Here is a 26,987-nt window from a genome sequence, read left to right as displayed (position 1 = left end):
GGGTGTGGGTGTCGTGTCAGCCGCCCGCTCGCAGTACCGCCGCCACGATCGGGCCCGCCGCGTCGCCGCCGTGGCCGCCCTCCTGGGTCATGGCCGCTGCCGCGATGTCGTTGCGGTAGCCGGTGAACCAGCTGTTGGACTTGGACTGGCCGTCGACCTCGGCGGAGCCGGTCTTCGCGCCGATGTGGTCGCCGAGGCCGGACATCACGCGGGCGGCGGTGCCGCTGGTGGCGGTGCGGTTCATCATGGAGCGCAGTTGCCGGACCGTGCTGCCGGACAGGCCCCGCGCCTTGGCGAGCTCACGGTCGTCGAGGCTCTGGGGCACGATCACCGGCTGGCGGAAGGCGCCCGTCATCGCGGTCGCCGTCACCGAGGCCATGTTCAGCGGGCTCATCTGGACCTGCCCCTGGCCGATCATGTTGGCCGCCGTGTCCGGGCCGCCGGACGCCGGGACGGAACCGTCGAAGGACGGGATGCCGGTCTTCCAGTTGTCGCGGCCGAGCCCGAAGCGGTCCTGCGCCTCGTTGGTCAGCGACTCCACCTTGACCGAGTCCGCGAACTTCACGAAGGCCGTGTTGCAGGAGCGGGCGAAGCTCTCGGAGAGGGTCGCGTTCTCGTTCGGGGCCATGTTCGTGAGGTTGTGGAAGGTCTGGCTCTGCCAGGTCGCGTCGGGCGGGCAGGGAGCCGGGCCGTTCGCGGTGGTGAGCCCGAGGTCGATGAGGGTCGCCGCGCTGATGATCTTCATCGTGGAACCGGGGGCCACTTCACCGAGGAAGGCCGCGTTGAATCCGTCCTTACGGTTGTTCGCCACCGCCAGCACCTCACCCGTGCTCGGCTTCACGGCCACCACGGACGACTCGGCGTAGTTCTTCACCGCCTTCTCGGCCGCCGCCTGTGCGCTCGCGCTGAGTGTCGTCGGCAGCTTGCCCGCCTTGCCCTCGGCGAGGGTCAGCAGCGAGGTGTCGGCGGTGTTCGCGTCGGCGTGCCGGATACTCAGCTCGACGCTGGGCGAGCCGCCCGCCTGCTCGCCGTACTTGTCGCGCAGCTCGTCCAGGATCGGCCCGAGGGAGGGGTACTTCTCCTTCGTCAGGACCTTCCCGTTGCGGTCCACGGCCTCGATCGGCGGGCTCGCCGACTCGCCCGTGACGAGCGTGTCGTCCATGCCCTTCAGCTCGGGATGCACGACCGACGGCTGCCAGTCGACCAGCGCCTTCCCGGTGGTGAGCCCGCGCACCACCGTCAACTGGCTCTTGTAGTCCAGCGGCTTGGACTTCCCGTCGTACGACACCGTCGCCTTCACCGTGAAGGGAACCGTGTCACCGCTCGCCGCACCCGGCGTGATCTTCACGTCCGTGATGTGCGCGTCCTGGCCGTACGACGTCAGCAGCGGCTCAGCCTTGACCTCGTTGTTCGTGTACGCCGCCGCCTCGGCCGCCTGCCCCTTCTCCCAGGCCGCGAAGAAGGCGGCGGTCGTCTCCTTCACCTCGCCGCTGCTCGGCGGCCCGGTCTTCACGGGCGCCGGCCCGCTCGCCCCCGATCCCCCGCCACCGTCTCCGTTCAGCGCGGACACGACGTTGAAAGCGCCGTACCCGGCCCCGCCCACCATCACGGCGAACACCGTGCCGACTATGGCGGTCTTTGCCCCCTTGCGCATGTGCGAACCCCTCCCCGTTCCCCGTTGTGTGCCCTCCCGAGCACTTTCTGAACGCGTTCAGAAAGTGCCCACCGGGCTCACAGTAAACGGAAAGAGGGGCTCCTGGTACTGGAGTTACCGGAATCGTTAGACCCAGGTGTCCAGCCACATCCGTGAACGCCAGTCGTCGATCGGGATGGCGGTTCCGGTGTACAGGGGCCAGAAGTAGATGAAGTTCCAGGCGATGAGCAGCACCAGGACACCCGCGCCCGTCGCCCCCGCGACGCGTCGCGTGTCGCTCGAACCCGGTGGTCCGACGATCGCGCCGATCAGCATCGCGACCGCCAGGCACAGGAACGGCACGAAGACGACGGCGTAGAAGAGGAAGATCGTGCGCTCCTGGTACATGAACCAGGGCAGGTAACCGGCCGCGATGCCGCAGGCGATCGCGCCCGCGCGCCAGTCGCGGCGGAAGAACCAGCGCCACAGGACGTACACGAGCGCGAAGCAGCCCACCCACCAGAGCATCGGCGTGCCGATCGCCAGGACCTCGCGCGCGCACTTCTCGCCCGCGTCGGAGGGGCAGCCGTCGGCGCCGGGCGCGGGGGACTCGTAGAAGTACGAGACCGGGCGGCCCAGGACGAGCCAGCTCCACGGGTTCGACTGGTACGTGTGCGGCGAGGAGAGGTTGACGTGGAACTCGTAGACCTCGTGCTCGTAGTGCCACAGGCTGCGCCACCAGTCCGGGAACAGCCAGGACCAGTTGCTGTTCTTCCCGTCGGTCACCGCCCAGTTGCGGTAGTAGCCGCCGGAGCCGTTGTCCGGGGAGAGGATCCAGCCGGTCCAGGACACGAGGTAGGTGGCGATCGCGACGGGGACGGTGGCCAGGAACGCGATGCCCGTGTCGTGCTTCAGGACGGGCACGTACGCGTTGCGCGCGCCGGCGACCTTGCGGGAGCCGACGTCCCACAGCAGCGTCAGCACGCAGAACGCCGCCAGGATGTACAGGGTGTTCCACTTGGTGCCGAGGGCCAGGCCGAGCATGAGGCCGGCCGCCCAGCGCCAGGGGCGCCACCCGAGGCCGGTGGTCTCGGCGATGTGCGCGTTCGGCCGGACCCGGCCGTCGGCGTCCGCCGGGAGCGCCGCCGCGAGTTTCTGGCGCGCCCGGTCGCGGTCGACGACCAGACAGCCGAACGCGGCCAGCACGAAGAACATCAGCACGCCGTCGAGCAGCGCGGTACGGCTCATCACGAAGTGCAGCCCGTCGACCGCCATGAGGGCGCCCGCCAGGCAGCCCAGGAAGGTGGAACGGAAGATCCGGCGGCCGATCCGGCACAGCATGAGCACGCTGAGCGTGCCGAGCAGCGCCGTCATGAACCGCCAGCCGAACGGGTCGAACCCGAAGATCAGCTCGCCGAGCCCGATGACGTACTTGCCGACCGGCGGATGCACGACGTAGGCCGCGTCCGACGGGATGGTGACGTGCCCGCCCGAGGAGAGGATGAGGTCGTTGGCGTTCTTGTCCCAGTTGACCTCGAAACCGCGGTGGACGAGTGCCCACGCGTCCTTGGCGTAGTACGTCTCGTCGAATATCACCGCCTTCGGGCTGCCCAGGTTCCAGAACCGCAGCACTCCCGCCATCAGCGTGACCAGCAGCGGACCGCCCCAGCCGGACCAGCGCGCGAGGCGCTCGGCGAGCGTGTGCGGGATGCCGAGCGCCGCCCACAGCCGTGGACTGGGCTCGGCGTACGGCGGCACGAGCCGTTCGCGGACGTCGCTTCCTGGTCCCGTCGTGTCCGCCGAGTAGCCGAATCGGCGCAGCCGCCGCTGCCACGACGGCCGCTGGTCGTGCGGGTCCCGGCCCTGCCGGATGTCCGTGGAGGACGCGGTACTGGTCACCGCGCCATCGTAGGGAACCGTTCTGTGTGAGTCCCGTGCATGGGTGGTACCGGTCCGGATGCGTTCCCCTTCGTCGGCCCCTGTCGTCGCCCCCTGTCGTCGACCCCTGGGAGGATGGAGGCGTGACTGGAACCCTTGTTTTGGCGGGCACCCCCATCGGCGACGTTCAGGACGCTCCTCCGCGGCTCGCCGAGGAGCTGGCCGGCGCCGACGTCGTCGCCGCCGAGGACACGCGGCGGCTGCGGCGCCTGACGCAGGCGCTGGGCGTCACGCCCAAGGGGCGGGTGGTGTCGTACTTCGAGGGCAACGAGACGGCCCGTACGCCGGAACTGGTCGAGGAGCTGGTGGGCGGCGCGCGGGTGCTGCTGGTGACCGACGCGGGGATGCCGTCCGTCTCCGACCCCGGGTACCGGCTGGTCGCGGCGGCCGTCGAGAAGGACATCCGCGTCACCGCCGTACCCGGCCCGTCCGCCGTGCTCACCGCGCTCGCGCTGTCCGGGCTGCCCGTCGACCGCTTCTGCTTCGAGGGGTTCCTGCCGCGGAAGGCGGGCGAGCGGCTGTCGCGGCTGCGGGAGGTCGCGCAGGAGCGCCGGACCCTCGTGTACTTCGAGGCCCCGCACCGGCTCGACGACACCCTCGCCGCCATGGCCGAGGTCTTCGGCGCCGACCGGCGTGCCGCCGTCTGCCGCGAGCTGACCAAGACGTACGAGGAGGTCCGGCGCGGCGGCCTTGCCGAGCTGGCCGCGTGGGCCGCCGAGGGCGTACGCGGTGAGATCACCGTCGTCGTCGAGGGGGCGCCGGAGCGTGGCGCGGAGGCGCTCGACGCCGAGGAGCTCGTGCGTCGGGTGCGGGTGCGCGAGGAGGCGGGGGAGCGCCGCAAGGAGGCGATCGCGGCGGTGGCGGCGGAGGCCGGACTGCCCAAGCGCGAGGTGTTCGACGCGGTGGTGGCGGCGAAGAACGCGGGACGCTGAGGCGTATCCCTTGCCGGGTGCCTGCCGGGCGTCTGGTGCGCGTCGTTCATGCCTTCCGGGTGGCTGCCGGATGCCTGCTGCGGCTCGTGTGTGGCTGCCGGATGACTGCCGGGTGTGCTTGGTGTGTGCCTGGCGTGTACCCGGTGTGACATGCGCGACATGGCCTCTGAGCAGGGTGCATCTCCCATGAGCGGGCGCCCCATGCGGGGGCAAAGGGCTCTCGTGAAAGGCAAAGCCCAGAGCCGGTGGCCGGGGCCGCTTTGGCAAGACCGGTCCAAATCGGATCCAACACTCGACAGGCCTGATGCGTTCGCGCCGGTGGAGGCGTCCACTGGGAACAGGGACGCACCCGTCCCTCGCCCCCAAGGGGATTCCGGGGGGAATCCCCCATGCCGGGGGCGCTTGTCCAGCGGACAGCAGGAGCTGGCATGAGTGAGATCACAGGGCAGACCGGCCTCCGCGGCGCAGCGACGGCCGTGGTCAACGAGTCGTACTCCTTCGCCTGCATGCATTGCGGGCACGGCTGGGAGCAGTCGTACGAGATAGAGCACCACACGGACGCCGACGGCCACGAGTTCGTGCTGTACGTGGCGGGCGGCCAGGTCGTGCCGTCCCCGCTGAGCCGCCCCGCCTGCGTGAACTGCGACGGACACGTCGTACGGATCATGCGCGCGGGCCAGGTGTCCTCCGTGCAGAACTGCCTGCACGGGCCGTCGCACCAGACGCCCCGTCTCGCGGCGGAGGCGCAGGCCCCGGCAGCGGAGGGGGCGGAGCTCAAGGAACACCACCACTGGCACCTGTCCGATCTCCTGCACCCGTTCCACCGCAAGGCGAGCTGACGCCCCGCGGCATCGATGACGGCATGCCCCTTTCGTAGGATCGGGGCATGCCTTCGAACGACGACAAGAACGCGGCGCCGCCGCTCCCGGAGCCCCTCCGGGTGCCGGTCGCCGACTCCCACACCCACCTCGACATGCAGTCCGGCACCGTCGAGGAGGGCCTCGCGAAAGCCGCGTCGGTGGGAGTCACGACGGTCGTCCAGGTCGGCTGCGACATCAAGGGCTCGCAGTGGGCCGCCGAGACCGCGGCGGCGTACGACAGCGTCCACGCGACCGTCGCCCTGCACCCCAACGAGGCCCCGCGCATCGTCCATGGCGACCCCGACGGCTGGTCGCGGCAGGGGGCGCGGGTACCGGGCGGTGCCGCCGCGCTCGACGAGGCGCTCGCCGAGATCGACCGTCTGGCCGGGCTGCCCCAGGTGAAGGGCGTCGGCGAGACGGGACTGGACTACTTCCGCACCGGCCCCGAGGGCAAGGAGGCGCAGGAGAGGTCCTTCCGCGCCCACATCGAGATCGCCAAGCGGCACGGCAAGGCGCTCGTCATCCACGACCGCGACGCCCACAGCGACGTCCTGCGCGTACTGAACGAGGAGGGCGCTCCCGAGCGGACCGTCTTCCACTGCTACTCCGGCGACGCCGAGATGGCGGAGATCTGCGCACGCGCCGGCTACTTCATGTCCTTCGCCGGCAACGTCACCTTCAAGAACGCCCAGAACCTGCGGGACGCCGTCGCGGTCGCCCCGCTGGAACTGCTCCTCGTGGAGACCGACGCACCCTTCCTGACGCCGGCCCCGTACCGCGGACGGCCCAACGCCCCCTATCTCATTCCGGTCACGGTCCGCGCCATGGCCGCCGTACGGGGCATCGACGAGGACGCGCTGGCGACAGCCCTCGCGGCGAACACGGCCCACGCCTTCCGCTACTGACAGTAGCCGTTCGTAACCGGTAGATAACGCTCACGCGGGCTCGGCTTCGGCCCGACGGCTACCGTGCGTAGTCGCGTCGCTTTGGATAGTGACGGTCGCTCCGCTAGGTTCTGGCCCGATCCGGACCCCTCTGGCCCCTCTGGAGCGTGTCGCGTGAGCAATTCGCAGTACGAGACGGACGAGACGGACGAGACGTATAAGACGTATAAGACGTACGAGCGGTACGAGCGGTACTACGGGGAGTACGGCGGCCCGAGCCCCCACCCCCACCCCCGCCCGAGCCCGGCCCAGCGGTCCGAGGCCTCGGCTTACGGCGGCTTCGATGTGCACAGCGCACGGACCCTGGCGGCGTACGGCGTGTACGCGGCGCCGGGGGAGTACGAGGACACGTACCGGCCCGCATACGAGATGTCCGAGGCACCGCTCCCGCGCCAGGCGGGAAGCGTGGCGGGTGAGTACGCGCCCACGCTGGAGTACGCGCCCACGCTTGTCGAGCGCACCGTGACGGACCGGCGCGCCCCGCGTCGGCGTAAGGCCCGGTACGCCGAGCGTGCGGACAGCCGCGTGCGCCGGCTGCTCCCGCGGGCGCTGGTCGTGGTCTTCCTGGCCGGCGGCACCACCGCCTTCGTCGCCAAGGACAAGGCCGTCGAGCTGAGCGTCGACGACAAGCCGCGCACCCTGCACACCTTCGCCGACGACGTGACCGAGCTGCTGGCGGAGGAGGGCGTGACGGTCGGGCCGCACGACATGGTGGCGCCCGCCCCCGGTACCGCCCTCGCCGGCGGCGACCAGGTCGCGGTGCGCCATGGGCGCCCCGTACACCTCACGCTCGACGGACAGCGGCGTGAGGTGTGGACGACGGCGCACACGGTGGAGGAGGCCCTCGAACAGATGGGGGTACGTGTGGAGGGCGCCCACCTGTCGACTCCGCGCTCCCGGCGCATCGGGCGCGAGGGGCTCGCGCTGAACGTGCGCACCGAACGCGCCGTGACGATCATGGCGGACGGCCGTGCGCGCACCGTCCGCACCAACGCCGCCACCGTGCGCGAGGCCGTCGAGCAGGCCGGGATCACCCTGAACGGCCAGGACACCACCTCCGTCCCGCCCGGGAGCTTCCCGCGCGACGGGCAGACGGTGACCGTGCTGCGGATCACCGACAGCAAGGAGGTCCAGGAGAAGCCGATCCCGTTCGAGGTGCGGCGCACCGACGACGCCTCGCTGTACAAGGGCACGGAGGTCGTCGAGCGGCCGGGCCGGCCGGGGCTGCGGCGGATCACGTACGCCCTGCGGAGCGTCAACGGCGTCAGGCAGAAGCCGCGACGCGAGAAGTCCGAGGTGGTGCGGGAGCCGCGGGACGAGCTGGTGAAGGTCGGTACGAAGCCTCGGCCACGGTCGGTCCACGACGTCGACCGCCTGAACTGGAAGGGCCTCGCGGCCTGCGAGTCGGGTGGGCGGCCGAACGCCGTCGACTCGTCGGGAACGTACGGGGGCCTGTACCAGTTCGACAACCGGACCTGGCACAGCCTCGGCGGCCGCGGGCGGCCCCAGGACGCGTCGGCGGCGGAACAGACCTTCCGGGCGAAGAAGCTGTACCTGCGGCGGGGAGCGAGCCCTTGGCCGCATTGCGGGGCAAGGCTGCACAAGTGAGCGCGGCGTGCCTCGGCGGGGCAAGGGTGCGGGGTGAGCGCGGCGTGCCCCGTCGGGCAAGGCCGCATGGGTGAGCGGGCGCACCCCGGCGGGCAAGGCCGCATGGGTGAGCGGGCGCACCCCGCGGCCGGGCGAGGGGGTCGCCCGCAGCCCCGTACCCTTGTGCCGTGAGCAGCCCCACCCCTGACGCCCTGCTGGGCCCCGCCGACATCCGCGAACTGGCGGCCGCCCTCGGGGTGCGCCCGACCAAGCAGCGCGGCCAGAACTTCGTGATCGACGCGAACACGGTCCGCCGTATCGTGCGCACCGCCGAGGTCCGCCCCGACGACGTGGTCGTCGAGGTGGGCCCGGGGCTCGGCTCTCTCACCCTCGCGCTGCTGGAGGTCGCCGACCGCGTCACGGCCGTGGAGATCGACGACGTCCTGGCCGGCGCGCTGCCCGCGACCATCGCGGCGCGGATGCCGGAGCGCGCCGACCGGTTCGCGCTCGTGCACTCCGACGCGATGGACATCACCGAGCTGCCGGGCCCCGCCCCGACCGCGCTGGTCGCCAACCTCCCCTACAACGTCGCCGTCCCCGTCCTGCTGCACATGCTCGACACCTTCCCGAGCATCGAGCGCACCCTGGTGATGGTGCAGTCGGAGGTCGCCGACCGGCTGGCCGCGCCGCCCGGTTCGAAGGTGTACGGCGTCCCGTCCGTGAAGGCCAACTGGTACGCGGAGGTCAAGCGGGCCGGCGCCATCGGCCGCAAGGTCTTCTGGCCCGCACCGAACGTCGACAGTGGCCTGGTGGCCCTCGTCCGGCGCACCGAACCCGTCAAGACGACCGCCTCGAAGCGCGAGGTCTTCGCCGTCGTCGACGCGGCGTTCGCCCAGCGCCGCAAGACGCTGCGGGCCGCGCTCGCCGGATGGGCCGGGTCCGCCGCCGCGGCGGAGGCCGCGCTCGTCGCGGCCGGGGTGTCCCCGCAGGCGCGCGGCGAGGCGATCACGGTCGAGGAGTTCGCGCGCATCGCCGAGAACAAGGCCGAGAAAAAGGCTGAGAACCGCAGCGCCGAGAACAAGGAGTCCGGTCACCAGTGAGCGTCACCGTGCGCGTCCCGGCCAAGGTCAACGTCCAGCTCGGCGTGGGCGCCGCCCGTCCCGACGGCTTCCACGACCTGGCCAACGTCTTCCTGGCGGTCGGCCTGTACGACGAGGTCACGGTCACCCCGGCCGACGAGCTGCGCGTGACCTGCGCGGGGCCGGACGCCGGCCAGGTCCCCCTGGACCGTACGAACCTGGCGGCGCGCGCGGCCGAGGCGCTCGCCGAGCGCTACGACCGCAGCCCCGACGTGCACATCCACATCGCCAAGGACATCCCGGTGGCCGGCGGCATGGCGGGCGGCAGTGCGGACGGCGCGGGCGCGCTGGTGGCGTGCGACGCGCTGTGGGGGACGGGCGCCTCCCGTGACGAACTCCTCGACATCTGCGCCGAGTTGGGCAGCGACGTGCCGTTCAGCCTGGTCGGCGGCGCGGCCCTCGGCACCGGGCGCGGCGAGAAGCTGACGGCCCTGGAAGTCGGCGGCGCCTTCCACTGGGTGTTCGCGATGGCCGACCGCGGGCTGTCGACCCCGGCCGTCTTCCGGGAGTTCGACCGGCTCGGTGCGGGGCTGGACATCCCCGAGCCCGTTGCCTCCGAGGAGTTGCTCGACGCCCTCGCCAAGGGTGACCCCGACGCGCTCGCCGCCGCCGTCTCCAACGACCTGCAGCCCGCCGCCCTCTCGCTCTTCCCGGAACTCGCCGCCACCCTCGCGGCCGGCCGCACGGCAGGCGCCCTCGCCGCGCTGGTCTCGGGCTCCGGCCCGACCACGGCCTTCCTCGCGCGCGACCCCGGGTCGGCGGCCGAGGTGGCGGAGGCGCTCAGGGTCTCCGGCACGTGCCGCACCGTGCGCACGGCGTCGGGTCCGGCACCGGGGGCCACCCTGCTGCCCTCCGCATCGCCTGCATAAATATGCAGGTCAAATGTTACCTACTTCACGGTAATCAATTGTTCGTCAATGAACTGCATGATCCTTTTCGTGTGGTCTGCTCCACGGTGAGTGCTGGCATGATCGGCCGTCCCCGGTCCTCCGTTACCGGCGGTATTTGCTGCGCGCGGCCATGACCACGCGCCATGCCCGAGAGGAACTCCCATGGGGCACATGGATCATTTCAGTGCCGGATGGGTCACCCCCGTCCTGTCCTATGTGATGGCCTGCGTCGGTTCGGCGCTCGGACTGCGCTGTACCGTCAGGGCGCTCGAGGCGGACGGAGCCTCCAAACGCAACTGGCTGCTTCTCGCCTCCTTCGCCATCGGGTCCGGAATCTGGACGATGCACTTCGTCGCGATGATGGGCTTCTCCGTCGAGGGCACGCCCATCCGCTACGACGTCCCGCTGACCGTGCTCAGCCTCGTCTTCGCGATCGCCGTCGTCAGCGCCGGCATCTTCACGGCCGGATACGGCCGCTCGCGTGTGATGTCGGTCCTGCTCGGCGGACTCGGCACCGGTCTCGGTGTCGCCGCCATGCACTACGCCGGTATGGCCGCGCTCAATCTGCACGGCCGGATCGACTACGACCCGCTGCTCGTCGCCGCGTCCGTCGCGATCGCCGTCGTCGCCGCGACCGCCGCGCTCACCCTCACCCTCATCGTGCGAGGGCCCCTGCTCGCCGCGGTCTCGGCCCTCGTCATGGGCCTCGCGGTCAGCAGCATGCACTACACCGCGATGTGGGCCGTCGGCGTCCGCCTCGACCCCAGCAGCGCGGAACTGCCCGGCGTCACGGCCACCGAGTTCCTCTTCCCGCTCGCCGTCCTGCTGGGCTCCTTCCTCTTCCTGACCTCCGCGTACGTCGCCCTGTCCCCGACGGGCAAGCGCCACGAGTCGGCCGTCGCCGCCGAACTGCTGCGCGAGGTCGAACTCACCACCGCCTGAGCCGAGCGCCCCTCGGCGAGAGCCGAGCGTCACCTCGGTGCGCTCGGCCCGGGCCGCATTGCCTTCACCCTCTCTGAACGAGGTCCCCCCATGCGTGTGCGTCGCCGTACCTCCGAACGACTCCGCCCCAGATCCGTCCGGGCCAAGATCGTCGCCCTGCTCATGCTGCCCGTCGTGTCCCTCATGGCGTTGTGGGCCTTCGCCGCCGTCACGACCGCGTCGAGCATCGGCGACACCGAGACCGCCAAGGACGTCAACTCCCGCCTCCTGACCCCCCTCGACGACCTCGTCACCGCGCTCCAGGGTGAGCGCACCGCGGCCGTCCGCTACGCCGCCGACTCCGACTCGGCCGGCCTCACCGCGCTGAAGGCGGCGCAGAAGACCACCGACACGGCCACCGCCGCGTTCACCGACGGAGCCAACGCCTCCACCGCGGACGCCGGACTCCTCGACGCCGGGCTGCCCGCCCGTATCGAACGGCTCTCCTCCGACGTCAAGGGCCTGGCGACCCTCCGCTCCCGGACCAACGAGAAGGGCGAGACGTCGGCCGCGTACACCAGGTACTCGGCCGTCATCGAGCACGCCTTCGCCGTCACCGGCGCGCTCACCGGCCAGAAGGCCACCGACGCGGCCTCCGAGGCGCGGGTCGTGCTCGAACTCGCCCGGGCCCGTGACGCCGTCGCCCGGGAGCGGGCGCTGCTCGCCGCCGCGGACGCGGCCGGGCGACTGACCGACGAGCAGTACGCGCTGTTCGTGGGCGCGGTGGCCACGCAGCGCGAGCTGCTCGCACCCGCGGTCGCCGATCTGAGGGCCGCGCACCGGGCGGCGTACGAGACGGTCCTCGACAGCGGGAGCCACAAGAGCCTCGCCGCCGTGGAGGACCGGGTCCGCAAGGCCGGCCCCGGCGCCTCGGCGGTGTCGCGGAGCGTGCTGTCCGGCTGGCCGAAGTCCGCGGACGCCGTACTGAAGGGGCTGACCGCCGCCGAGACGAAGGCCGGTACGGGCGCCACCGCCCAGGCCGACCCGTTCGGCTGGGACACACTGGGCGCGTCCGGTGTCGCCGTGGTCCTCGGCCTGGTCGGCGTGCTGCTGTCGCTGCTGGTCTCCGTGCTCGTCGGCCGCGGCCTCATCGTCGAACTGCTCGACCTGCGCAACTCCGCGCTGGAGGTGGCCGGCCGCAGCCTGCCGCAGGCCATGCGCAAGCTGCACGCCGGCCAGGGCGTCGACATCGACGCCGAGGCTCCCATGCGCAGGCTGGCCGGCGACGAGCTGGCCCAGGTCGGCACCGCACTGACCGCCGTCCAGCGGGCCGCGCTGAAGGCCGCGTCCGAGCGGGCCGAGCTGCTCAGCGGGATCTCCGGGGTCTACGTCAGCCTCGCCCGCCGCAGCCAGGTGCTGCTCCACCGCCAGCTGGACCTGCTCGACGCGATGTCACGCCGGCAGCAGGATCCGGCGGAGCTGCAGGACCTGTACCGGGTGGACTACCTGGCGACCCGTATGCGCCGCCACTCCGAGAGCCTGCTGATCCTCTCCGGCATCGCGCCCGGCCGCGGCTGGCGGGACCCGATCCCGGTGGCGGACGTGCTGCGCGCCGCCGTCGCCGAGATCGAGAACGCGCCCCGGGTGCAGATCTGGGCGGCGCCGCGGGTGTCCGTGGTGGGCGGCTCGGTCGCCGACGTGATCCACCTGCTCGCCGAACTCGTGGAGAACGCGGCCGCTTTCTCGCCGCCCAGCACCCAGGTGCAGCTGCGCGCGGCCCGGATGCGCGAGGGCCTGCTCATCGAGGTCGAGGACAGCGGCTTCGGCATGAACGAGGCGGCGATGACCGAGGCCAACCGCAAGATCCAGTCCGAGAAGGTCGACCTCCTCGACGCCAAGCAGATCGGCCTGTTCGTGGTCAACCGGCTGCGCGAGCGGCAGGGCCTGCGTGTGGAGCTGCGTCAGTCTCCCAACGGCGGGGTCACCGCGGCCGTCCTCATCCCCGAGACCCTGATGCGGGACGACATGCCGGTGGGCGACCCGGCGGCCCAGGGCCGGGGGCTGGCCCCGGCGGCGGCGCTGATACAGCAGCAGCGGCTGGGCGGGGCCCACTGACCTGACCTGCGGGGATCGGTCACCGACCGGCGAGCACTAGGCTGGGAGGCTGACCGTCCCCGTGCGCAGGAGTGAAATGGCCGTCAACCTGGTCAATGTCGAGAACGTCAGCAAGGTGTACGGCACCCGTACCCTCCTCGACGGCATCTCGCTCGGCGTGTCCGAGGGCGATCGGATCGGTGTGGTCGGCCGCAACGGCGACGGCAAGACCACGCTGATCCGCATGCTCGCCAAACTGGAGGAGGCCGACTCCGGCCGGGTCACCCACAACGGCGGGCTGCGGATGGGCGTGCTCACCCAGCACGACTCCCTCGACCCCGAGGCCACCGTCCGGCACGAGGTCATCCGCGACCTGGCCGACCACGAGTGGGCGGGCAACGCCAAGATCAGGGACGTACTGACCGGCCTGTTCGGCGGGCTCGACCTGCCCGGCTTCCCGCAGGGCCTCGACACCGTCATCGGCCCGCTCTCCGGCGGTGAGCGCCGCCGTATCGCGCTGGCCAAGCTGCTCATCGACGAGCAGGACCTGATCGTCCTCGACGAGCCGACCAACCACCTCGACGTCGAGGGCATCGCCTGGCTCGCGCAGCACCTGCGCGAGCGACGGTCCGCGCTCGTCTGCGTCACCCACGACCGCTGGTTCCTCGACCAGGTCTGCACCCGCATGTGGGACGTGCAGCGCGGCGACGTGCACGAGTACGAGGGCGGCTACTCCGACTACGTCTTCGCCCGCGCCGAGCGCGAGCGCATCGCCGCGACCGAGGAGGTCAAGCGGCAGAACCTGGTCCGCAAGGAGCTGGCCTGGCTGCGGCGCGGGGCGCCCGCGCGTACGTCCAAGCCGCGCTTCCGGGTCGAGGCCGCCAACGAGCTGATCGCCGATGTGCCGCCGCCGCGCGACAGCAGCGAGCTGATGAAGTTCGCGTCGTCCCGGCTCGGCAAGACCGTCTTCGATCTCGAGGACGTCACCGTCCAGGCCGGTCCCAAGGTGCTGCTCAAGCACGTCACCTGGCAGCTCGGCCCCGGCGACCGCATCGGCCTCGTCGGCGTCAACGGCGCGGGGAAGACATCCCTGCTGCGGGCCATGGCCGAGGCGGCCCGCACGGAGGGCGAGGCGCAGCCCGCCGCCGGACGCGTCAAGGTCGGCCGGACCGTCAAGCTCGCCTACCTCTCCCAGGAGGTCGCCGAGCTCGACCCGAAGCTGCGGGTCCTGGAGGCCGTCCAGCGGGTGCGTGAGCGCGTCGACCTCGGCAAGGGGCGCGAGATGACCGCCGGGCAGCTGTGCGAGACGTTCGGCTTCAACAAGGAGAAGCAGTGGACGCCGGTGGGCGACCTGTCCGGCGGTGAGCGACGCCGCCTGCAGCTGCTGCGCCTGCTCATGGACGAGCCCAACGTCCTCTTCCTGGACGAGCCCACCAACGACCTCGACATCGAGACCCTCACCCAGCTCGAGGACGTCCTCGACGGCTGGCCCGGCTCGATGATCGTCATCTCGCACGACCGGTTCTTCGTCGAGCGCACCACCGACCGGGTGTTCGCCCTGCTCGGCGACGCCACCCTGCGGATGCTGCCGCGCGGCATCGACGAGTACCTGGAGCGGCGGCAGCGCATGGAGGAGGCGGCGGCCGCCGCCGTCGCGCCCGCGGCTCCGGCGAGGCCCGCCACCGAGAAGAGCGCCGCCGACCAGCGTGCCGCCAAGAAGGAACTCCAGAAGATCGAACGGCAGTTGGACAAGATCTCCGAGAAGGAGTCCAAGCTGCACGCCCAGATCGCCGACAACGCCACCGACTTCGCGAAGGTGGCCGAACTGGACGCTCAATTGCGGGAGTTGTCCGGCGAGCGCGACGAACTGGAGCTGCGCTGGCTGGAACTCGCCGAGGACGCGTGAACTCGGGGCAGCGGGCCTGAAGGCGCATAACGGAGGCATCACAGGCCGGTCCTCCCTTGGGAACAGGGGAGGACGCGCGTCCGTGCGCTGTCGGTCCCTGGTGGTAGAAAGAGCCGTCTGAGAACTGCCTGAGAACGACTCTGGGTCCATCACGTACCTCAGGGCGTGGCGAGAAATCAGTGAGCAAGGGGGAAACACGCTGATGACGCAGCCGCCCGACCAGCCACCACCGCAGGGGGGTTTCGGCGCCCCGCAGGACCAGCCGCCATCGGGCGGCCCCGGCTTCGGGGCGGCTCCGCCCCCGGCGCCCCAGGCCCCGCAGCCCGGTTACGGCGATCCGCAGCAGCCCGGCCCGTACGGCGCCCAGGGCGCCCCGGGCCCGTATGCCGCGCCCGGCCCGTACAGCCGGCCGCAGCAGCAGCCGGGGGCGTACGACCAGCCTCAGCAACCGGGTCCTTATGGTCAGCCGCCGCAACAGCCGGGCCCGTACGGTCAGCCTCAGCAATCGGATCCTTATGGTCAGCCGCAGCAGCCGGGCGCGTACGGTCAGCGGCCCGGCTACGGCTACCCGCAGCCGACGGCGCCGCTCCACCCCGGGCGGGCGGACCGGCGGGCGGGCCCACCGGTGGCGGACGCAAGCCCAACGCCCAGCCGCTGATCATCGTCGCGGCCGTCACGGCGATCGCGCTGATCGTCGGCGGCGGCATCTGGTACGCGTCGTCCGGCAAGGGCGACGGCAAGAAGGACGACACCGGGAGCTCCAGCGGCACCACCGGCGGCACCTCGGGCGGCTCGGAGAAGGCGCCCTCCGACACCGGCTCCAAGGTGCTCTTCCAGATCCCCTCGCCCGAGGTCACGGACAACGTGAACACCTTGGGTTCCTGGCTCACCGACAAGGCGTACGTCAAGAGCGGCGTCGCCGAGATCGTCGGCTACGACCCCGACAAGGGCACCGAGCTGTGGACGATCAAGCTGCCCGGCCCGGTGTGCGAGGCCACTCCCCACACCACCGCTGACGACCGGACGGCGATCCTCTTCGAGCCCGCCATGCCGACCAAGGCCGAACCTTCGCACGGCTGCAGCCAGATCGCCGCGATCGACCTGGACGCGGGCAAGAAGCTGTGGACGAAGACCGTCAACTCCGGTGACGAGCCGATCACCTTCGACAACATCACCGTCAGCGCTCACACGGCCGCCCTGGGCAGCACCGACGGCGGCGCCGCGTTCGACATCGACTCCGGCAAGCTGCTGTGGCAGCCGAAGGCGGCCGACACCTGTTACGACGCCGGCTACGGCGGCGGCGAGAAGCTGGTCGCGGTGCGCAAGTGCGGCGAGTACGACGACCGCCGGCTCGGCATCCAGACCATCGACCCGGCCTCCGGGAAGGTGATCTCGGAGTACAAGATGGCGAAGGGCATCGAGTACGCCAGCGTCGTGTCGACGAACCCGCTGGTCGTGGCCGCCGACGTCGGCGACAACGCGGGCGACGGCAGCGGCATCTCGGACTTCTTCTCCATCGACGACAGGACCGGCCAACTGCGCACCCGGATCTCGGCGCCGGGCGACGAGTACGCGGCGCGCTGCGAGGGCGTCAACAGGGTCGAGTACTGCAAGGGCCTGGTCGTCGGCAACGACCGGCTCTACGTACCGACCGAGGAGCACGACGGCACCGAAGCGGGCAGCCGGACCAACGAGATCGTCGCGTTCGACCTGGCCACCGGCAAGCCGACCGGCCAGCGCGCCGACGCCGGCGACGGATACGCGATCTTCCCCCTGCGCATGGACGGCGGCAACCTGATCGCCTACAAGCGCCCGCCCTGGGACAAGGGCGCCCAGATCGTGAGCATCGACGGCAGCGGATTCAAGGAGACGAAGCTGCTGGAGAACCCCGCGACGGAAGCCGTCCACACGGCGGAGCAGAGCATGGCCCCCGACTACGCCGAGATCCTCTACTCGCAGGGCCACCTGTACATGTCCCGGGTCCACGCCGGTAAGGCGTTGACCGGTTCGGGGGACAAGGAGGACCTGGCGATCGCGCTCGCCACCGGTGGCTGACCGGGCGCCCGCCGCCCCGGAAACACGGCCCCGTCCCTGCTCAGGGGTGGGGCCGTGCGCGTACCGCTCATCACCCTCGAATGCGAGGAATTTCGGCGATCCGGGGCACTTCTCACGAGTAGGGGCAGCGCAACGTCGAACAAGCGTGTAGCTTCCGGGGGCATGAAGGGCGGGGGGTGCCGGGGGGCGCCCTCTGTCCATGTGGACCAGTGGACATCCATAGTGGGCATCCATTGGGGGGACTGGGGGGTTGCTCTGTGGGAGTGCGGCTGATGGTGGTCGACGACCACCGACTGCTCGCCGAGGCGCTGGCCTCGGCGCTGAAGCTGCGGGGGCACCGGGTGCTGGCCGCGGCGGCACCCGCCGCCGGCGCGGCGGAACTGGTGATCACCCGCGCACCTGAGGTGTGCCTGCTGGGCACGGCGACACCGGCCGAGCCGGGGATCTTCGACCCGGTGATCCGGATCAAACGGGAGCGCCCGCAGGTCGCGGTCCTGGTCCTGGGCCCCGTGCCCAGCCCACGCGGTATCGCCGCGGCCTTCGCCGCGGGCGCCTCGGGCTACGTACGCCACGACGAACGCATAGAGGGCGTGGAACGAGCGATCATGAAGGCGAGGGCGGGCGAGGCGGCCGTGGCCCCTCAGCTCCTCCAGGGCGCCTTCAGCGAACTGCTCAACCCGGCGGCCCAGCCCGACGACGAGGGCCAGCGCCTGCTGCAGATGCTGACCCCGAGGGAGGTCGAGGTCCTGGTCCGCGTGGCCGACGGCGAGGACACCCGTCTGATCGCGGCCGGCATGGGCATAGCCCCCTCCACCGCCCGCACCCACGTCCAACGCGTCCTGATGAAACTGGGCGTGGGCTCCCGCCTGGAGGCAGCGGCCCTGGCGGCGAGGACGGGCCTACTGGACAGAGCGGGCCCGCTGCCGCAGCCGGAAGCGGGGCTGGAGTCTTAGCCGTTCGTCAACCGGTGCTGCGGGAAACCCCTCCGGGGAGGCCGGCTGCGTGGTTGATCCCTCCTCGCCCGACTCGACGAACGCCCGAGGCGGGCGGGGGCGGATCCGCCGGGCCCCCTCGTAGGTCCGCGCAGTGTGACACTTTTCGGGAATGTGTAACAGTCGCCGACGGGACACCCCCCGGGCTACCGGAACGGGTGCGCAGCCCTACGGGGCCGAAGCCGTCAACCCGACTCCAACCCCGTAAACCCCTGCGCGCGCTACTCGGACGCCCGCTCCTCCGGCGGCGCCTCGGGCGGAGCCATCGGGCGCAGCTTCAGCCAGGCCAGGAAGAACAGGCCCAGGATCAGCATGCCGAGCCCCGTCCACAGGTTGATGTTGACACCCTCCGACTTGTCGAGGGAGGCGTCGGACGCGGTGAATCCGGCGATCATGACGATGACGCCGTAGATCACGAACAGGCCGCCGATGATCCGGCGCAGGTCGAAGATCCGAGCCGCGGTGGCGGACTTGCTCTCCAGCTCGGTGACCTCGCGCTGGACGTCCTTCTCGGAGTAGCCGTGGTGTTCGGACATGGTCTCTCCATCCTCCCGCGATCAGAACGAGAACGGGATGTAGCAGATGACGGCCAGAATCACCGCACCCCAGCCCAGCAGGGCCGGCTTGCGGTACCAGGCGTCGTCGCCGACGGCGGGCGGTTCCGCCATGCCGGGGGAGACGGTGCCGTAGACCAGGCCCTGGAGTTCGTCGGCCGGCTTCGGCGCGGTGAACAGGGACACCGCCACCATGACCACCGCACCCGCGACGAACCCGGCGATCGCCGACACGAAGTTGGCGCCCTGGTCGGTGGGGATGTCGATGATGCCCTGCTTGTAGATGACGAAGTAGTTGATCATCGCCGCCGTGGTGCCCGCCAGCAGGCCCCAGAAGCCGGACTTCACCGACGCCCGCTTCCAGAACATGCCGACGATGAAGACCACGAACATCGGCACGTTGAAGAAGGAGAACAGCGTCTGGAGGTAGGCCATGATGTTGGAGAAGGATGAGGCCAGGAAGGCCGTGCCGATCGACGCGAACACGCCGATCGCGGTGATGAGCCGGCCGAAGCGGACGTAGTAGGTGTCCTCCCGGCCCTTGACCACGTACCTCGCCCAGATGTCGTTGGTGAACACCGTGTTGAAGGACGAGACGTTGGCCGCCATGCCGGCCATGAAGGCGGCGAGCAGACCCGTCACCGCGATACCGAGCACGCCGTTGGGCAGCAGCTCCTGCATGAGATAGGGGATGGCGTCGTTGTACTGGAGGCCCGAGCCGGCGGTGCCGATCTTCGGGACCAGGACCGCCGCCACCAGGCCCGGGATCATCACCAGGAACACGATGAAGATCTTCGGGTAGGCGGCGATCAGCGGGGTGCGCTGGGCCGCGGAGAGGTTCCGCGCGGACAGGGCGCGCTGCACCTCCGCGAAGTTCGTCGTCCAGTAGCCGAAGGACAGCACGAAGCCGAGGCCCAGGACGATCGTCAGCCAGTTCGCGCCCAGCGGGTTCGCGCTGCCGATGCCCGTGCCGCCCCAGGCGGTGACGAAGTTGTCGCCGTGGGTCTTCGTCAGGGAGTCCGTCAGACCGCCCCAGCCGCCCACCTTCTTCAGGCCGAGGATCGAGAGCGGGATCAGGGCCGCCAGGATCACGAAGAACTGGAGAACCTCGTTGTAGATCGCCGAGGACAGGCCACCGAGAGTGATGTACGCGAGGACGAAGAAGCCGGCCACGACGATGGCCACCCACTGCGGCCAGCCGAGCAGCGCCTCGACGACGATCGCGAGGGCGTAGAGGTTGACGCCGGAGATCAGGACGGCGGCGAAGGCGAACAGGGCCGAGCTCAGCAGATGGGCACCCTTGTCGAAGCGGAGCAGCAGGAACTCGGGGACCGAGCGGACCTTCGAGCCGTAGTAGAACGGCATCATCACCAGGCCCAGGAACACCATCGCCGGGATGGCGCCGATCCAGTACCAGTGCACGGTGTACGCGCCGTACTGGGCACTGTTGGCGGCCATGCCCAGGATCTCGGTGGCGGCCAGGTTGGCCGAGACGAACGCCAGACCGGTGATCCAGGCGGGCAGGGAGCGGCCGGAGAGGAAGAAGTCGAGGCTGGTCTTCACCGAGCGGCGGGCCGCGAATCCGATGCCGAGTACGACGACGAAGTAGATCGCCATGATCACGTAGTCGAGCGCGTTGGTGGGCAGCCGCAGTTCCGCTGCCAGATGTGTGGGGGTTTGCATCCAGAGCTCACCTTGCTTGGTGTTCTTTGTTTGGTTGTGAGGGTGACCGGCGTGGGGTTTTGTGGTTTGATGTGTTTGGTTCTGTTTGAAGCTTCGCTAGGTGTACGGATGGAGTGCCGCGGTGAAGAAGACCTCGACCCGGCTGGCGGACGGTCGTGAGCTGATCTATTACGACCTGCGGGACGACTCGGTGCGCGACGCGGTGGACCGCCGTCCGCTGGACCCCACGGTCACCACCTCGGAGGTACGCAGGGACCCCCTGCTCGGCGACTCGGTCGCCATCGCCTCGCACCGCCAGGGCCGCACCTACCACCCCCCGGCCGACGAGTGCCCGCTGTGCCCCTCGCAGGGCGACCGACTGAGCGAGATCCCGGACTCGTCGTACGACGCCGTCGTCTTCGAGAATCGTTTCCCCTCGCTGGCCGGCGACTCCGGCCGCTGCGAGGTCGTCTGCTTCACCTCCGACCACAACGCCTCCTTCGCCGATCTGAGCGAGGAGCAGGCGCGCCTGGTGCTGGACGCGTGGACCGACCGGACGTCCGAGCTGTCGCATCTGCCCTCCGTGGAACAGGTGTTCTGCTTCGAGAACCGCGGAGCCGAGATCGGAGTGACCCTCGGTCACCCGCACGGGCAGATCTACGCCTACCCCTTCACCACCCCCCGCACCGCCCTGATGCTGCGCCAAGTGGCCGCACACAAGGAGGCGACCGGCGGCGAGAACCTCTTCGACGCCGTCCTGGAGCGGGAACTCGCCGATGAGCGGGTCGTCCTTGAGGGTGAACACTGGGTGGCCTTCGTGCCGTACGCGGCGCACTGGCCGTACGAGGTCCACCTGTACCCGAAGCGCCGCGTGCCCGACCTGCTCGCGCTGGACGAGGCGGCGCGCACAGAGTTCCCCCAGGTCTATCTGGAACTCTTGAGGCGCTTCGACCGGATCTTCGGGGAAGGCGAGCCTCCGACGCCCTACATCGCAGGCTGGCACCAGGCACCGTTCGGCGCGCTGGAGGAGTTCGACGGCGTCAATCGCGACGACTTCGCGCTCCACCTCGAGCTTTTCACCATTCGCCGTACTTCCGGCAAGCTGAAGTTCCTCGCGGGTTCCGAGTCCGGCATGAACGTGTTCATCAACGACGTGCCGCCGGAGACCGCGGCCCAGCGACTGCGAGAGGTAGCGAGTTCATGAGCGGGAAGTACCTGGTCACCGGTGGCGCGGGGTATGTCGGCAGTGTGGTCGCCCAGCACCTGCTGGAGGCCGGCCACGAGGTCACCGTCCTCGACAACCTCGCGACCGGCTTCCGCGAGGGCGTGCCGGCCGGTGCCGCCTTCATCGAGGGCGACATCCGCGATGCCGCCAAATGGCTGGACTCCTCCTACGACGCGGTCCTGCACTTCGCCGCCTTCTCCCAGGTCGGCGAGTCGGTCGTGAAGCCGGAGAAGTACTGGGACAACAACGTCGGCGGCACGATGGCGCTGCTCGGCGCCATGCGCGACGCCGGGGTGCGCAAGCTGGTGTTCTCCTCCACGGCGGCCACCTACGGCGAGCCGGTCAGCACCCCGATCACCGAGACCGACCCGACGGCCCCGACCTCGCCGTACGGCGCCTCGAAGCTCGCCGTCGACCACATGATCACCGGCGAGGCGGCCGCCCACGGCCTGGGCGCGGTCTCCCTGCGCTACTTCAACGTGGCCGGCGCCTACGGCGCGCAGGGCGAGCGCCACGACCCCGAGTCCCACCTGATCCCTCTCGTCCTGCAGGTCGCGCAGGGCCGCAGGGACGCGATCTCGGTCTTCGGCGACGACTACCCGACGCCGGACGGCACCTGCATCCGCGACTACATCCACGTCGCGGACCTGGCCGAGGCCCACCTGCTGGCGGTCCAGGCCGCGCGGCCCGGCGAGCACCTGATCTGCAACCTCGGCAACGGCAACGGCTTCTCCGTCCGTGAGGTCATCGAGACGGTCCGCCAGGTCACCGGCCACCCGATCCCCGAGGTGGCCGCCCCCCGCCGCGGCGGCGACCCCGCGGTCCTGGTGGCCTCGGCCGCCACCGCCCGCGAGAAGCTGGGCTGGAACCCGTCCCGCGCGGACCTCGCCGGGATCGTCGCGGACGCGTGGGAGTTCGCGCAGCACATCGCAAGCACCGCAAGGGAGCAGTAGTGGGGGCACAACAGGTTCAGGTCCGGGAAGGCTTCGCCGAGCTGTACGGGGCCGAGCCCGAGGGCGTCTGGGCGGCGCCGGGCCGGGTCAACCTCATCGGCGAGCACACCGACTACAACGACGGCTTCGTCATGCCCTTCGCGCTGCCGCACACCGCGGTCGCGGCGGTCTCGCGGCGCACGGACGGCCGTCTGCGGCTGCACTCGGCGGACGTCGAGGGCGGCGTCGTCGAGCTGTCCCTGGACGACCTCGCGCCGGAGCGCGACAAGAGGTGGACGGCGTACCCCGCCGGTGTGGTCTGGGCCCTGCTCGAGGCCGGCCACCCCGTCACCGGTGCCGACATCAACCTGTCCTCGACGGTTCCGTCGGGCGCCGGACTGTCGTCGTCGGCGGCCCTGGAGGTCGTCGTCGCGCTGGCCCTGAACGACCTGTACGAACTCGGCCTCCAGCGCTGGCAGCTGGCCCGCCTGTGCCAGCGCGCCGAGAACGTCTACGTCGGCGCCCCCACCGGCATCATGGACCAGACCGCGTCCGCCTGCTGCGAGGCCGGCCACGCCCTGTTCCTCGACACCCGCGACCTGTCCCAGCAGCAGATCCCCTTCGACCTGGCCGCCTTGGGGATGCGCCTGTTGGTCGTCGACACCCAGGTCAAGCACGCCCACAGCGGCGGCGAGTACGGCAAGCGCCGCGCCGGCTGCGAGAAGGGCGCTGACCTGCTCGGCGTCGACGCCCTGCGGGACATCGCGTACGCGGACCTGGACGCGGCGCTGGAGCGGCTCGGCGACGAGGAGGAGGTGCGCCGCCTGGTGCGCCACGTCGTCACCGAGGACCAGCGCGTGGAGCGGGTCGTGGCGCTGCTGCGAGCCGGTGACACCCGCGCCATCGGCCCGGTCCTGACCGAGGGCCACGCCTCCCTGCGGGACGACTTCCGCGTCTCCTGCCCGGAGCTGGACCTGGTCGTCGACACGGCGCTGTCCGTCGGCGCCCTGGGCGCCCGTATGACCGGCGGCGGCTTCGGCGGCTCGGCGATCGTCCTGGCCGAGGAGGCCGACGTGGAGACCATCACCAAGGCGGTCGAGGACGCCTTCGCCACGGCCGGCTTCACCGCGCCGCGGGTGTTCGAGGCGGTGCCCTCGGCGGGCGCGCGCAAGCTCAGCTGAGCCGCTTCGTCAGCGTGTACTCCGTGATCCCCGGCGGATAGTCGGGGATCACGCACACCACCTCGTACCCCCGCTTCCGGTAGAACCCGGGCGCCTGGAAGTCCCAGGTCTCCACCCGCGACCCCCGGCAGTCCCGCTGGTCACGCGCGATGCGCTCCGCCCGCGCCAGCAGCCGGGAGCCCAGCCCCGCCCCCCGGTGGCGTTCGTCGACCCACAGGTAGGTGACGTGCAGCCAGGTCGTCCAGGTGTGGCCGACCAGGCCGCCGGCCAGCTCGCCCGTGTCGTCCGACGCCCAGACGTGCACAGGGTTGTGACGTTCGTGAGGCGTGTTGCGCATGGCGCGCAGGGCCGGGGAGGCCGCCGTGTTCGTGTCGCGCAGGCGCGTACGGAGCAGATCGCGCCGCTCTTTGTCGACTTCTGCCTCAATACGAAACATGCGGCACACCATAAACGGCCTGGCCAACCAGTTCTGCAAATCCGCTTCCGCTGCGGGCCCCCGGCCGTACTCTGATGGACAGCACCGGTGGGGGCCGGTGCTGATCAGGGGGCGAGACAGTCGGGTACGACGCCCGCAATGGGGGTAGCAGTTTCTGCACGGCGGCGGCCGTGCGGTGGCGCCGACCCCGGGCGTCGTACCCGCGCCGGTCGGCGTCCTCCGGACGGTGGGGTGTCCCCTGCTCTTCGAGAGCCTGGGGAAGGGGGGTTTCGTGGTTCGTATCCGAGTCCTGGTCGTCGACGATCACCGTATCTTCGCCGAGTCGCTCGCCGCGGCACTGGCGGCCGAGCCGGACGTCGACGTCTCCGCGGCCGGCAGCGGCCCGGCGGCACTGCGCAGCCTGGAGCGCGCGGCCGCCGAGGGGCGCCGGTACGACGTGCTGCTCGTGGACGCCGATCTGGGCGGCAGCGTGCCGGGCATACGGCCGGCGATGCCCGTGCAGGAGGTGGGCGAGGAAGGGTTCGTCGACGGGATATCCCTCGTCGCCGGGGTCCGCTCCGGTCAGCCCCATGTGCGGACGGTCGTCCTCGCCGAGAAGGACGATCCGCGGCGGGCCGCGCTCGCCCTGCAGGCCGGGGCCTCCGGCTGGGTCGCCAAGGACTGTTCGCTGTCGCGGCTGCTGACCGTGATCCGGGGTGTGCTGCGCGACGAGACGCATCTGCCGCCCGCCCTGCTCACCGGCGTCCTGCGCGAGTTGACCGCTGCCCGCAAGCACCGCACCGAGAGCGAACGGCTGGTGGAGTCCCTCACGCCGCGCGAGCGGGAGGTGCTGCGCTGCATGGTCGCGGGGCTGGGCAGGAAGGCCGTCGCCGAGCGGCTGTTCCTCTCCCCGCACACGGTGCGCACCCATATGCAGAACGTCCTCGGGAAGCTGGGCGTCCACTCCACCCTCGCCGCCGTCGCGCTCGCGCGGCGGGCCGGCGTCGGGCCGGTCGACCTGGGGTCTGCCGGGCGGATCGGGGTGGAGGCAAGCAGCAGCGCCTGACCGGTCCGCGTGAGCGGGGACGATGGTCCTCCCCCGGTCGAAGCGAAGCCGGGACCGGGGGAGTGCGTGCGGCCGGCCAGGCCAGGTCCTAGCCGGGGATATTGTCGAACGGTGCGGTCAACTGGCGCAGCAGAGCGGCCAGTTCGGCGCGCTGGGCGTGGGAGAGTTCGGCGAGGATCGCCCGTTCCTGGTCGAGGAGTCCGGCGAGGGCCTGGTCCGCGCGGTCCCGGCCCTCGGCCGTGAGACGCACCAGCACGCCACGGCGGTCGCTGGGGTCCGGGAGTCGCTCCACCAGACCCTTCTTCGTCAGGCGGTCGATGCGGTTGGTCATCGTGCCGGAGGTGACCAGGGTCTGGGTGAGCAGCTGTCCCGGCGAGAGCTGGTACGGGGCTCCGGCGCGCCTGAGTGCGGTCAGGACGTCGAACTCCCAGGGTTCCAGGCTGTGCTCGGAGAACGCGAGGCGGCGTGCGCGGTCCAGGTGCCGGGCCAGCCTGCTCACCCGGCTGAGCACCTCGAGCGGCTCCACGTCGAGGTCCGGGCGCTCGCGGCGCCATGCTCCGACCAGCCGATCGACCTCGTCCTCCATGACGATCAGTGTAGTGGTTGTGTCGACGTGAAGTCTCTTGACGTCAAGATACTTTGCGGGGCAGGCTGGAGATCGACACCGATGCTCACGCCCCGTGACGTCCGAGGAGGCCCACCCATGCCTGCCACCAGCCCCAGCTGGGACCCCGCCCAGTACCTGCGGCACGCCGGCCACCGCGCCCGCCCCTTCGCCGATCTCCTCGCCCGCGTCCCGGACCTGCCCGGCGACCCGCCCCGCATCGCCGACCTCGGCTGCGGCCCCGGCAACGTCACCGCGGTGCTCGCCGAACGCTGGCCCACCGCCCGCATCACCGGCTACGACAACTCCGCGGAGATGCTGGCACGGGCGGAGGCGTACGCGGGCCCGACCCCGGGCGGCGGCCACCTCGACTTCGCCCACGCCGACGTGGGCACCTGGACGCCCGCGGAGACCTACGGCCTGATCATCAGCAACGCCACGCTGCAGTGGGTACCCGCACACATCGACCGGTTCGGCGACTGGATCGCCGCCCTCGCGCCCGGCGGTACCTTCGCCTTCCAGGTGCCCGGCAACTTCGACGCCCCCAGCCACCAGCTGATGCGCGCCCTGGCTCACTCCGCCCGCTGGAAGGGCCTCCTCGCCGAGACCCTGCGCCACGACGACGCCGTCCTCGCACCCGAGGCCTACCTCGAGCGCCTGGCCAACCTCGGCTGCACGGCGGACGTGTGGGAGACGACGTACGTCCATCTGCTGACCGGCGAGGACCCCGTCCTCGACTGGGTGAAGGGCACCGGACTGCGACCCGTCCTCACCGCCCTCGCCGAGGACCCGGGGGCCCGTGAGGAGTTCGTCGCCGAATACCGGGCCGCCCTGCGCGAGGCCTATCCGGCCGGCGCCCACGGCACCCCGTTCCCGTTCCGCCGCATCTTCGCGGTCGCCCGCAAGGACGCAGGCTGACGTCACGGTGTCATGGTGTCCGGCCCAGGTGGGTGACGAGGATGTGGATCACGTCGTCGTCGATGACGTAGAGGACGCGGTAGTCACCGACGCGGAGCCTGCGGATGTTCGGGCCGTAGGCGGTGGAGTTGGTGGGGCGGGGTGCCTTCGCGAGGGTGCCGACGGCCTCGTACACGGCCGCGAGCCCGGTCGGGTCCTCCTCGAGGAACCGCACTGCCGCGTTCGTGGCAGCCGGCTCCCAGATGATGCGGTAGGTCACGGACGCAGCCCCAGCATGCGTCCGACTTCCTCGTGCGGGATGCCCTCGTCGAGCGTTCCCTCGGCCTTGCGGCGCTGGTAGTCCGCGACCGCGAGGGCGTCTTCGAGATCCTCTATCACCTGAGGGGAGACCAGAAGTGCCGCCACGTGTCCATGGTCGGTGAGGGCGATGGTCTCGCGGCCGTGGGCCGCGCGGCGGACCAGGTCGCCGAGCTGGGAGCGGGCTGCGCTGATCGCGATCTCAGTCATGACCACATGGTTTCACAAGATTAACCATGTGG

At 70.9% G+C, this 26,987-nt stretch carries 24 protein-coding genes; 16 read left to right on the top strand and 8 right to left on the bottom strand.

From position 1 onward, the window contains the following. Positions 1–16: 16 nt before the first annotated feature. Entirely contained in the window at positions 17–1,654 is a 1,638-nt protein-coding gene (locus ACFY16_RS23030) for a penicillin-binding transpeptidase domain-containing protein (RefSeq protein WP_390649030.1), read from the bottom strand. Between the two features lie 126 nt (positions 1,655–1,780). Next, positions 1,781–3,532, bottom strand: coding sequence for a dolichyl-phosphate-mannose--protein mannosyltransferase (locus ACFY16_RS23025; protein ID WP_390649029.1), 1,752 nt, complete (start codon positions 3,530–3,532; stop codon positions 1,781–1,783). 122 nt (positions 3,533–3,654) lie between these two features. Between ACFY16_RS23025 and rsmI the strand changes: the two genes are divergently transcribed. The 11 genes from rsmI (at position 3,655) to ACFY16_RS22970 (ending at position 17,852) form a co-directional block, all read left to right on the top strand. Continuing rightward, the gene (gene rsmI / locus ACFY16_RS23020; protein ID WP_390649028.1) at positions 3,655–4,503 is read left to right on the top strand and encodes a 16S rRNA (cytidine(1402)-2'-O)-methyltransferase; all 849 of its coding nucleotides are present in this window, start codon (positions 3,655–3,657) and stop codon (positions 4,501–4,503) included. Positions 4,504–4,931: 428 nt separating this feature from the next. After that, positions 4,932–5,342 (top strand): hypothetical protein, encoded by a 411-nt coding sequence (locus ACFY16_RS23015; RefSeq protein WP_390649027.1) that lies wholly within the window; start codon positions 4,932–4,934, stop codon positions 5,340–5,342. A 47-nt stretch (positions 5,343–5,389) separates the two neighbouring features. Further along, on the top strand, positions 5,390–6,268 hold the full coding sequence (locus ACFY16_RS23010) for a TatD family hydrolase (RefSeq protein WP_390649026.1): 879 nt from the start codon (positions 5,390–5,392) through the stop codon (positions 6,266–6,268). 153 nt (positions 6,269–6,421) lie between these two features. Next, positions 6,422–7,915 carry a ubiquitin-like domain-containing protein gene (locus ACFY16_RS23005; protein ID WP_390649025.1) on the top strand — a complete coding sequence of 498 codons (1,494 nt, stop codon included), beginning with the start codon at positions 6,422–6,424 and terminating at the stop codon, positions 7,913–7,915. Between the two features lie 167 nt (positions 7,916–8,082). Further along, complete coding sequence (gene rsmA, locus ACFY16_RS23000) at positions 8,083–8,994, top strand: 16S rRNA (adenine(1518)-N(6)/adenine(1519)-N(6))-dimethyltransferase RsmA (protein WP_390649024.1); 912 nt, start codon at positions 8,083–8,085, stop codon at positions 8,992–8,994. After that, positions 8,991–9,902, top strand: a complete 912-nt coding sequence (locus ACFY16_RS22995; RefSeq protein WP_390649023.1) for a 4-(cytidine 5'-diphospho)-2-C-methyl-D-erythritol kinase — start codon at positions 8,991–8,993, stop codon at positions 9,900–9,902. Before rsmA ends, ACFY16_RS22995 begins: the two co-directional genes overlap by 4 nt. A 183-nt stretch (positions 9,903–10,085) precedes the next feature. Then, positions 10,086–10,865 carry an MHYT domain-containing protein gene (locus ACFY16_RS22990; RefSeq protein ID WP_390649022.1) on the top strand — a complete coding sequence of 260 codons (780 nt, stop codon included), beginning with the start codon at positions 10,086–10,088 and terminating at the stop codon, positions 10,863–10,865. A 90-nt stretch (positions 10,866–10,955) separates the two neighbouring features. Continuing rightward, on the top strand, positions 10,956–12,959 hold the full coding sequence (locus tag ACFY16_RS22985) for a nitrate- and nitrite sensing domain-containing protein (RefSeq protein ID WP_390649021.1): 2,004 nt from the start codon (positions 10,956–10,958) through the stop codon (positions 12,957–12,959). A gap of 76 nt (positions 12,960–13,035) precedes the next feature. After that, on the top strand, positions 13,036–14,844 hold the full coding sequence (locus tag ACFY16_RS22980; RefSeq protein WP_390649020.1) for an ABC-F family ATP-binding cassette domain-containing protein: 1,809 nt from the start codon (positions 13,036–13,038) through the stop codon (positions 14,842–14,844). 825 nt (positions 14,845–15,669) lie between these two features. Further along, positions 15,670–16,899, top strand: coding sequence for a PQQ-binding-like beta-propeller repeat protein (locus ACFY16_RS22975; protein ID WP_390649019.1), 1,230 nt, complete (start codon positions 15,670–15,672; stop codon positions 16,897–16,899). Between the two features lie 257 nt (positions 16,900–17,156). Next, positions 17,157–17,852, top strand: coding sequence for a LuxR C-terminal-related transcriptional regulator (locus ACFY16_RS22970; RefSeq protein WP_390649018.1), 696 nt, complete (start codon positions 17,157–17,159; stop codon positions 17,850–17,852). Between the two features lie 260 nt (positions 17,853–18,112). Here ACFY16_RS22970 and ACFY16_RS22965 read toward each other — a convergent pair whose 3' ends face one another. Together ACFY16_RS22965 and ACFY16_RS22960 are read right to left on the bottom strand one after the other, a co-directional pair. After that, positions 18,113–18,427: a hypothetical protein gene (locus ACFY16_RS22965; RefSeq protein WP_390649017.1), complete on the bottom strand. Its 315-nt coding sequence runs from the start codon at positions 18,425–18,427 to the stop codon at positions 18,113–18,115. Between the two features lie 21 nt (positions 18,428–18,448). Continuing rightward, positions 18,449–20,128, bottom strand: a complete 1,680-nt coding sequence (locus ACFY16_RS22960; protein ID WP_390649016.1) for a sodium:solute symporter family protein — start codon at positions 20,126–20,128, stop codon at positions 18,449–18,451. Positions 20,129–20,249: 121 nt separating this feature from the next. On the opposite strand from ACFY16_RS22960, the gene galT reads away from it, so the two are divergent. The 3 genes from galT to galK are packed head-to-tail and all read left to right on the top strand — an operon-like array spanning position 20,250 to position 23,445. Beyond that, on the top strand, positions 20,250–21,311 hold the full coding sequence (gene galT, locus ACFY16_RS22955) for a galactose-1-phosphate uridylyltransferase (protein ID WP_390649015.1): 1,062 nt from the start codon (positions 20,250–20,252) through the stop codon (positions 21,309–21,311). Continuing rightward, on the top strand, positions 21,308–22,285 hold the full coding sequence (gene galE / locus ACFY16_RS22950) for a UDP-glucose 4-epimerase GalE (protein ID WP_390649014.1): 978 nt from the start codon (positions 21,308–21,310) through the stop codon (positions 22,283–22,285). The genes galT and galE overlap by 4 nt, the downstream gene beginning before the upstream one ends. After that, entirely contained in the window at positions 22,285–23,445 is a 1,161-nt protein-coding gene (gene galK / locus ACFY16_RS22945) for a galactokinase (RefSeq protein WP_390649013.1), read from the top strand. Before galE ends, galK begins: the two co-directional genes overlap by 1 nt. On the opposite strand, the gene ACFY16_RS22940 is transcribed toward galK, so the two are convergent. Further along, positions 23,438–23,893: a GNAT family N-acetyltransferase gene (locus ACFY16_RS22940; protein ID WP_390649246.1), complete on the bottom strand. Its 456-nt coding sequence runs from the start codon at positions 23,891–23,893 to the stop codon at positions 23,438–23,440. The two genes, galK and ACFY16_RS22940, sit on opposite strands and share 8 nt — an antisense overlap. A 259-nt stretch (positions 23,894–24,152) precedes the next feature. Here ACFY16_RS22940 and ACFY16_RS22935 point away from each other — a divergent pair, with 259 nt between their 5' ends. Further along, positions 24,153–24,926: a LuxR C-terminal-related transcriptional regulator gene (locus ACFY16_RS22935; protein ID WP_390649012.1), complete on the top strand. Its 774-nt coding sequence runs from the start codon at positions 24,153–24,155 to the stop codon at positions 24,924–24,926. An 88-nt stretch (positions 24,927–25,014) separates the two neighbouring features. Here the strand turns inward: ACFY16_RS22935 and ACFY16_RS22930 are convergent, their stop codons facing one another. Continuing rightward, positions 25,015–25,512, bottom strand: a complete 498-nt coding sequence (locus ACFY16_RS22930) for a MarR family transcriptional regulator (protein ID WP_355495521.1) — start codon at positions 25,510–25,512, stop codon at positions 25,015–25,017. 117 nt (positions 25,513–25,629) lie between these two features. Here ACFY16_RS22930 and ACFY16_RS22925 point away from each other — a divergent pair, with 117 nt between their 5' ends. Further along, positions 25,630–26,448, top strand: a complete 819-nt coding sequence (locus ACFY16_RS22925; RefSeq protein ID WP_390649011.1) for a trans-aconitate 2-methyltransferase — start codon at positions 25,630–25,632, stop codon at positions 26,446–26,448. Between the two features lie 10 nt (positions 26,449–26,458). On the opposite strand, the gene ACFY16_RS22920 is transcribed toward ACFY16_RS22925, so the two are convergent. Then, positions 26,459–26,707 (bottom strand): type II toxin-antitoxin system RelE/ParE family toxin, encoded by a 249-nt coding sequence (locus ACFY16_RS22920; RefSeq protein WP_390649010.1) that lies wholly within the window; start codon positions 26,705–26,707, stop codon positions 26,459–26,461. Further along, a complete protein-coding gene (locus ACFY16_RS22915; protein WP_390649009.1) occupies positions 26,704–26,955 on the bottom strand; it encodes a type II toxin-antitoxin system Phd/YefM family antitoxin in 252 nt (83 codons plus the stop codon). The genes ACFY16_RS22920 and ACFY16_RS22915 overlap by 4 nt, the downstream gene beginning before the upstream one ends. Positions 26,956–26,987 lie beyond the last annotated feature (32 nt).

The organism is Streptomyces sp. NPDC001315 (assembly GCF_042896175.1).
Taxonomy (GTDB): Bacteria; Actinomycetota; Actinomycetes; order Streptomycetales; family Streptomycetaceae; genus Streptomyces.
Note: the sequence above shows the minus strand (reverse complement) of the source record. Positions and strands in the feature narration are given on the sequence as shown.

Excerpts from the sequence above, each read along its gene's own strand:
- galE (WP_390649014.1), top strand. The coding sequence starts at position 21,308 with ATGAGCGGGAAGTACCTGGTCACCGGTGGCGCGGGGTATGTCGGCAGT.
- ACFY16_RS22965 (WP_390649017.1), bottom strand. The coding sequence starts at position 18,427 with ATGTCCGAACACCACGGCTACTCCGAGAAGGACGTCCAGCGCGAGGTC.
- ACFY16_RS22940 (WP_390649246.1), bottom strand. The coding sequence starts at position 23,893 with ATGGTGTGCCGCATGTTTCGTATTGAGGCAGAAGTCGACAAAGAGCGG.
- ACFY16_RS22925 (WP_390649011.1), top strand. The coding sequence starts at position 25,630 with ATGCCTGCCACCAGCCCCAGCTGGGACCCCGCCCAGTACCTGCGGCAC.
- ACFY16_RS23010 (WP_390649026.1), top strand. The coding sequence starts at position 5,390 with ATGCCTTCGAACGACGACAAGAACGCGGCGCCGCCGCTCCCGGAGCCC.
- ACFY16_RS23015 (WP_390649027.1), top strand. The coding sequence starts at position 4,932 with ATGAGTGAGATCACAGGGCAGACCGGCCTCCGCGGCGCAGCGACGGCC.
- ACFY16_RS23030 (WP_390649030.1), bottom strand. The coding sequence starts at position 1,654 with ATGCGCAAGGGGGCAAAGACCGCCATAGTCGGCACGGTGTTCGCCGTG.
- ACFY16_RS22930 (WP_355495521.1), bottom strand. The coding sequence starts at position 25,512 with ATGGAGGACGAGGTCGATCGGCTGGTCGGAGCATGGCGCCGCGAGCGC.
- ACFY16_RS22915 (WP_390649009.1), bottom strand. The coding sequence starts at position 26,955 with ATGACTGAGATCGCGATCAGCGCAGCCCGCTCCCAGCTCGGCGACCTG.
- ACFY16_RS22990 (WP_390649022.1), top strand. The coding sequence starts at position 10,086 with ATGGGGCACATGGATCATTTCAGTGCCGGATGGGTCACCCCCGTCCTG.
- ACFY16_RS22960 (WP_390649016.1), bottom strand. The coding sequence starts at position 20,128 with ATGCAAACCCCCACACATCTGGCAGCGGAACTGCGGCTGCCCACCAAC.
- ACFY16_RS22980 (WP_390649020.1), top strand. The coding sequence starts at position 13,036 with ATGGCCGTCAACCTGGTCAATGTCGAGAACGTCAGCAAGGTGTACGGC.
- ACFY16_RS22985 (WP_390649021.1), top strand. The coding sequence starts at position 10,956 with ATGCGTGTGCGTCGCCGTACCTCCGAACGACTCCGCCCCAGATCCGTC.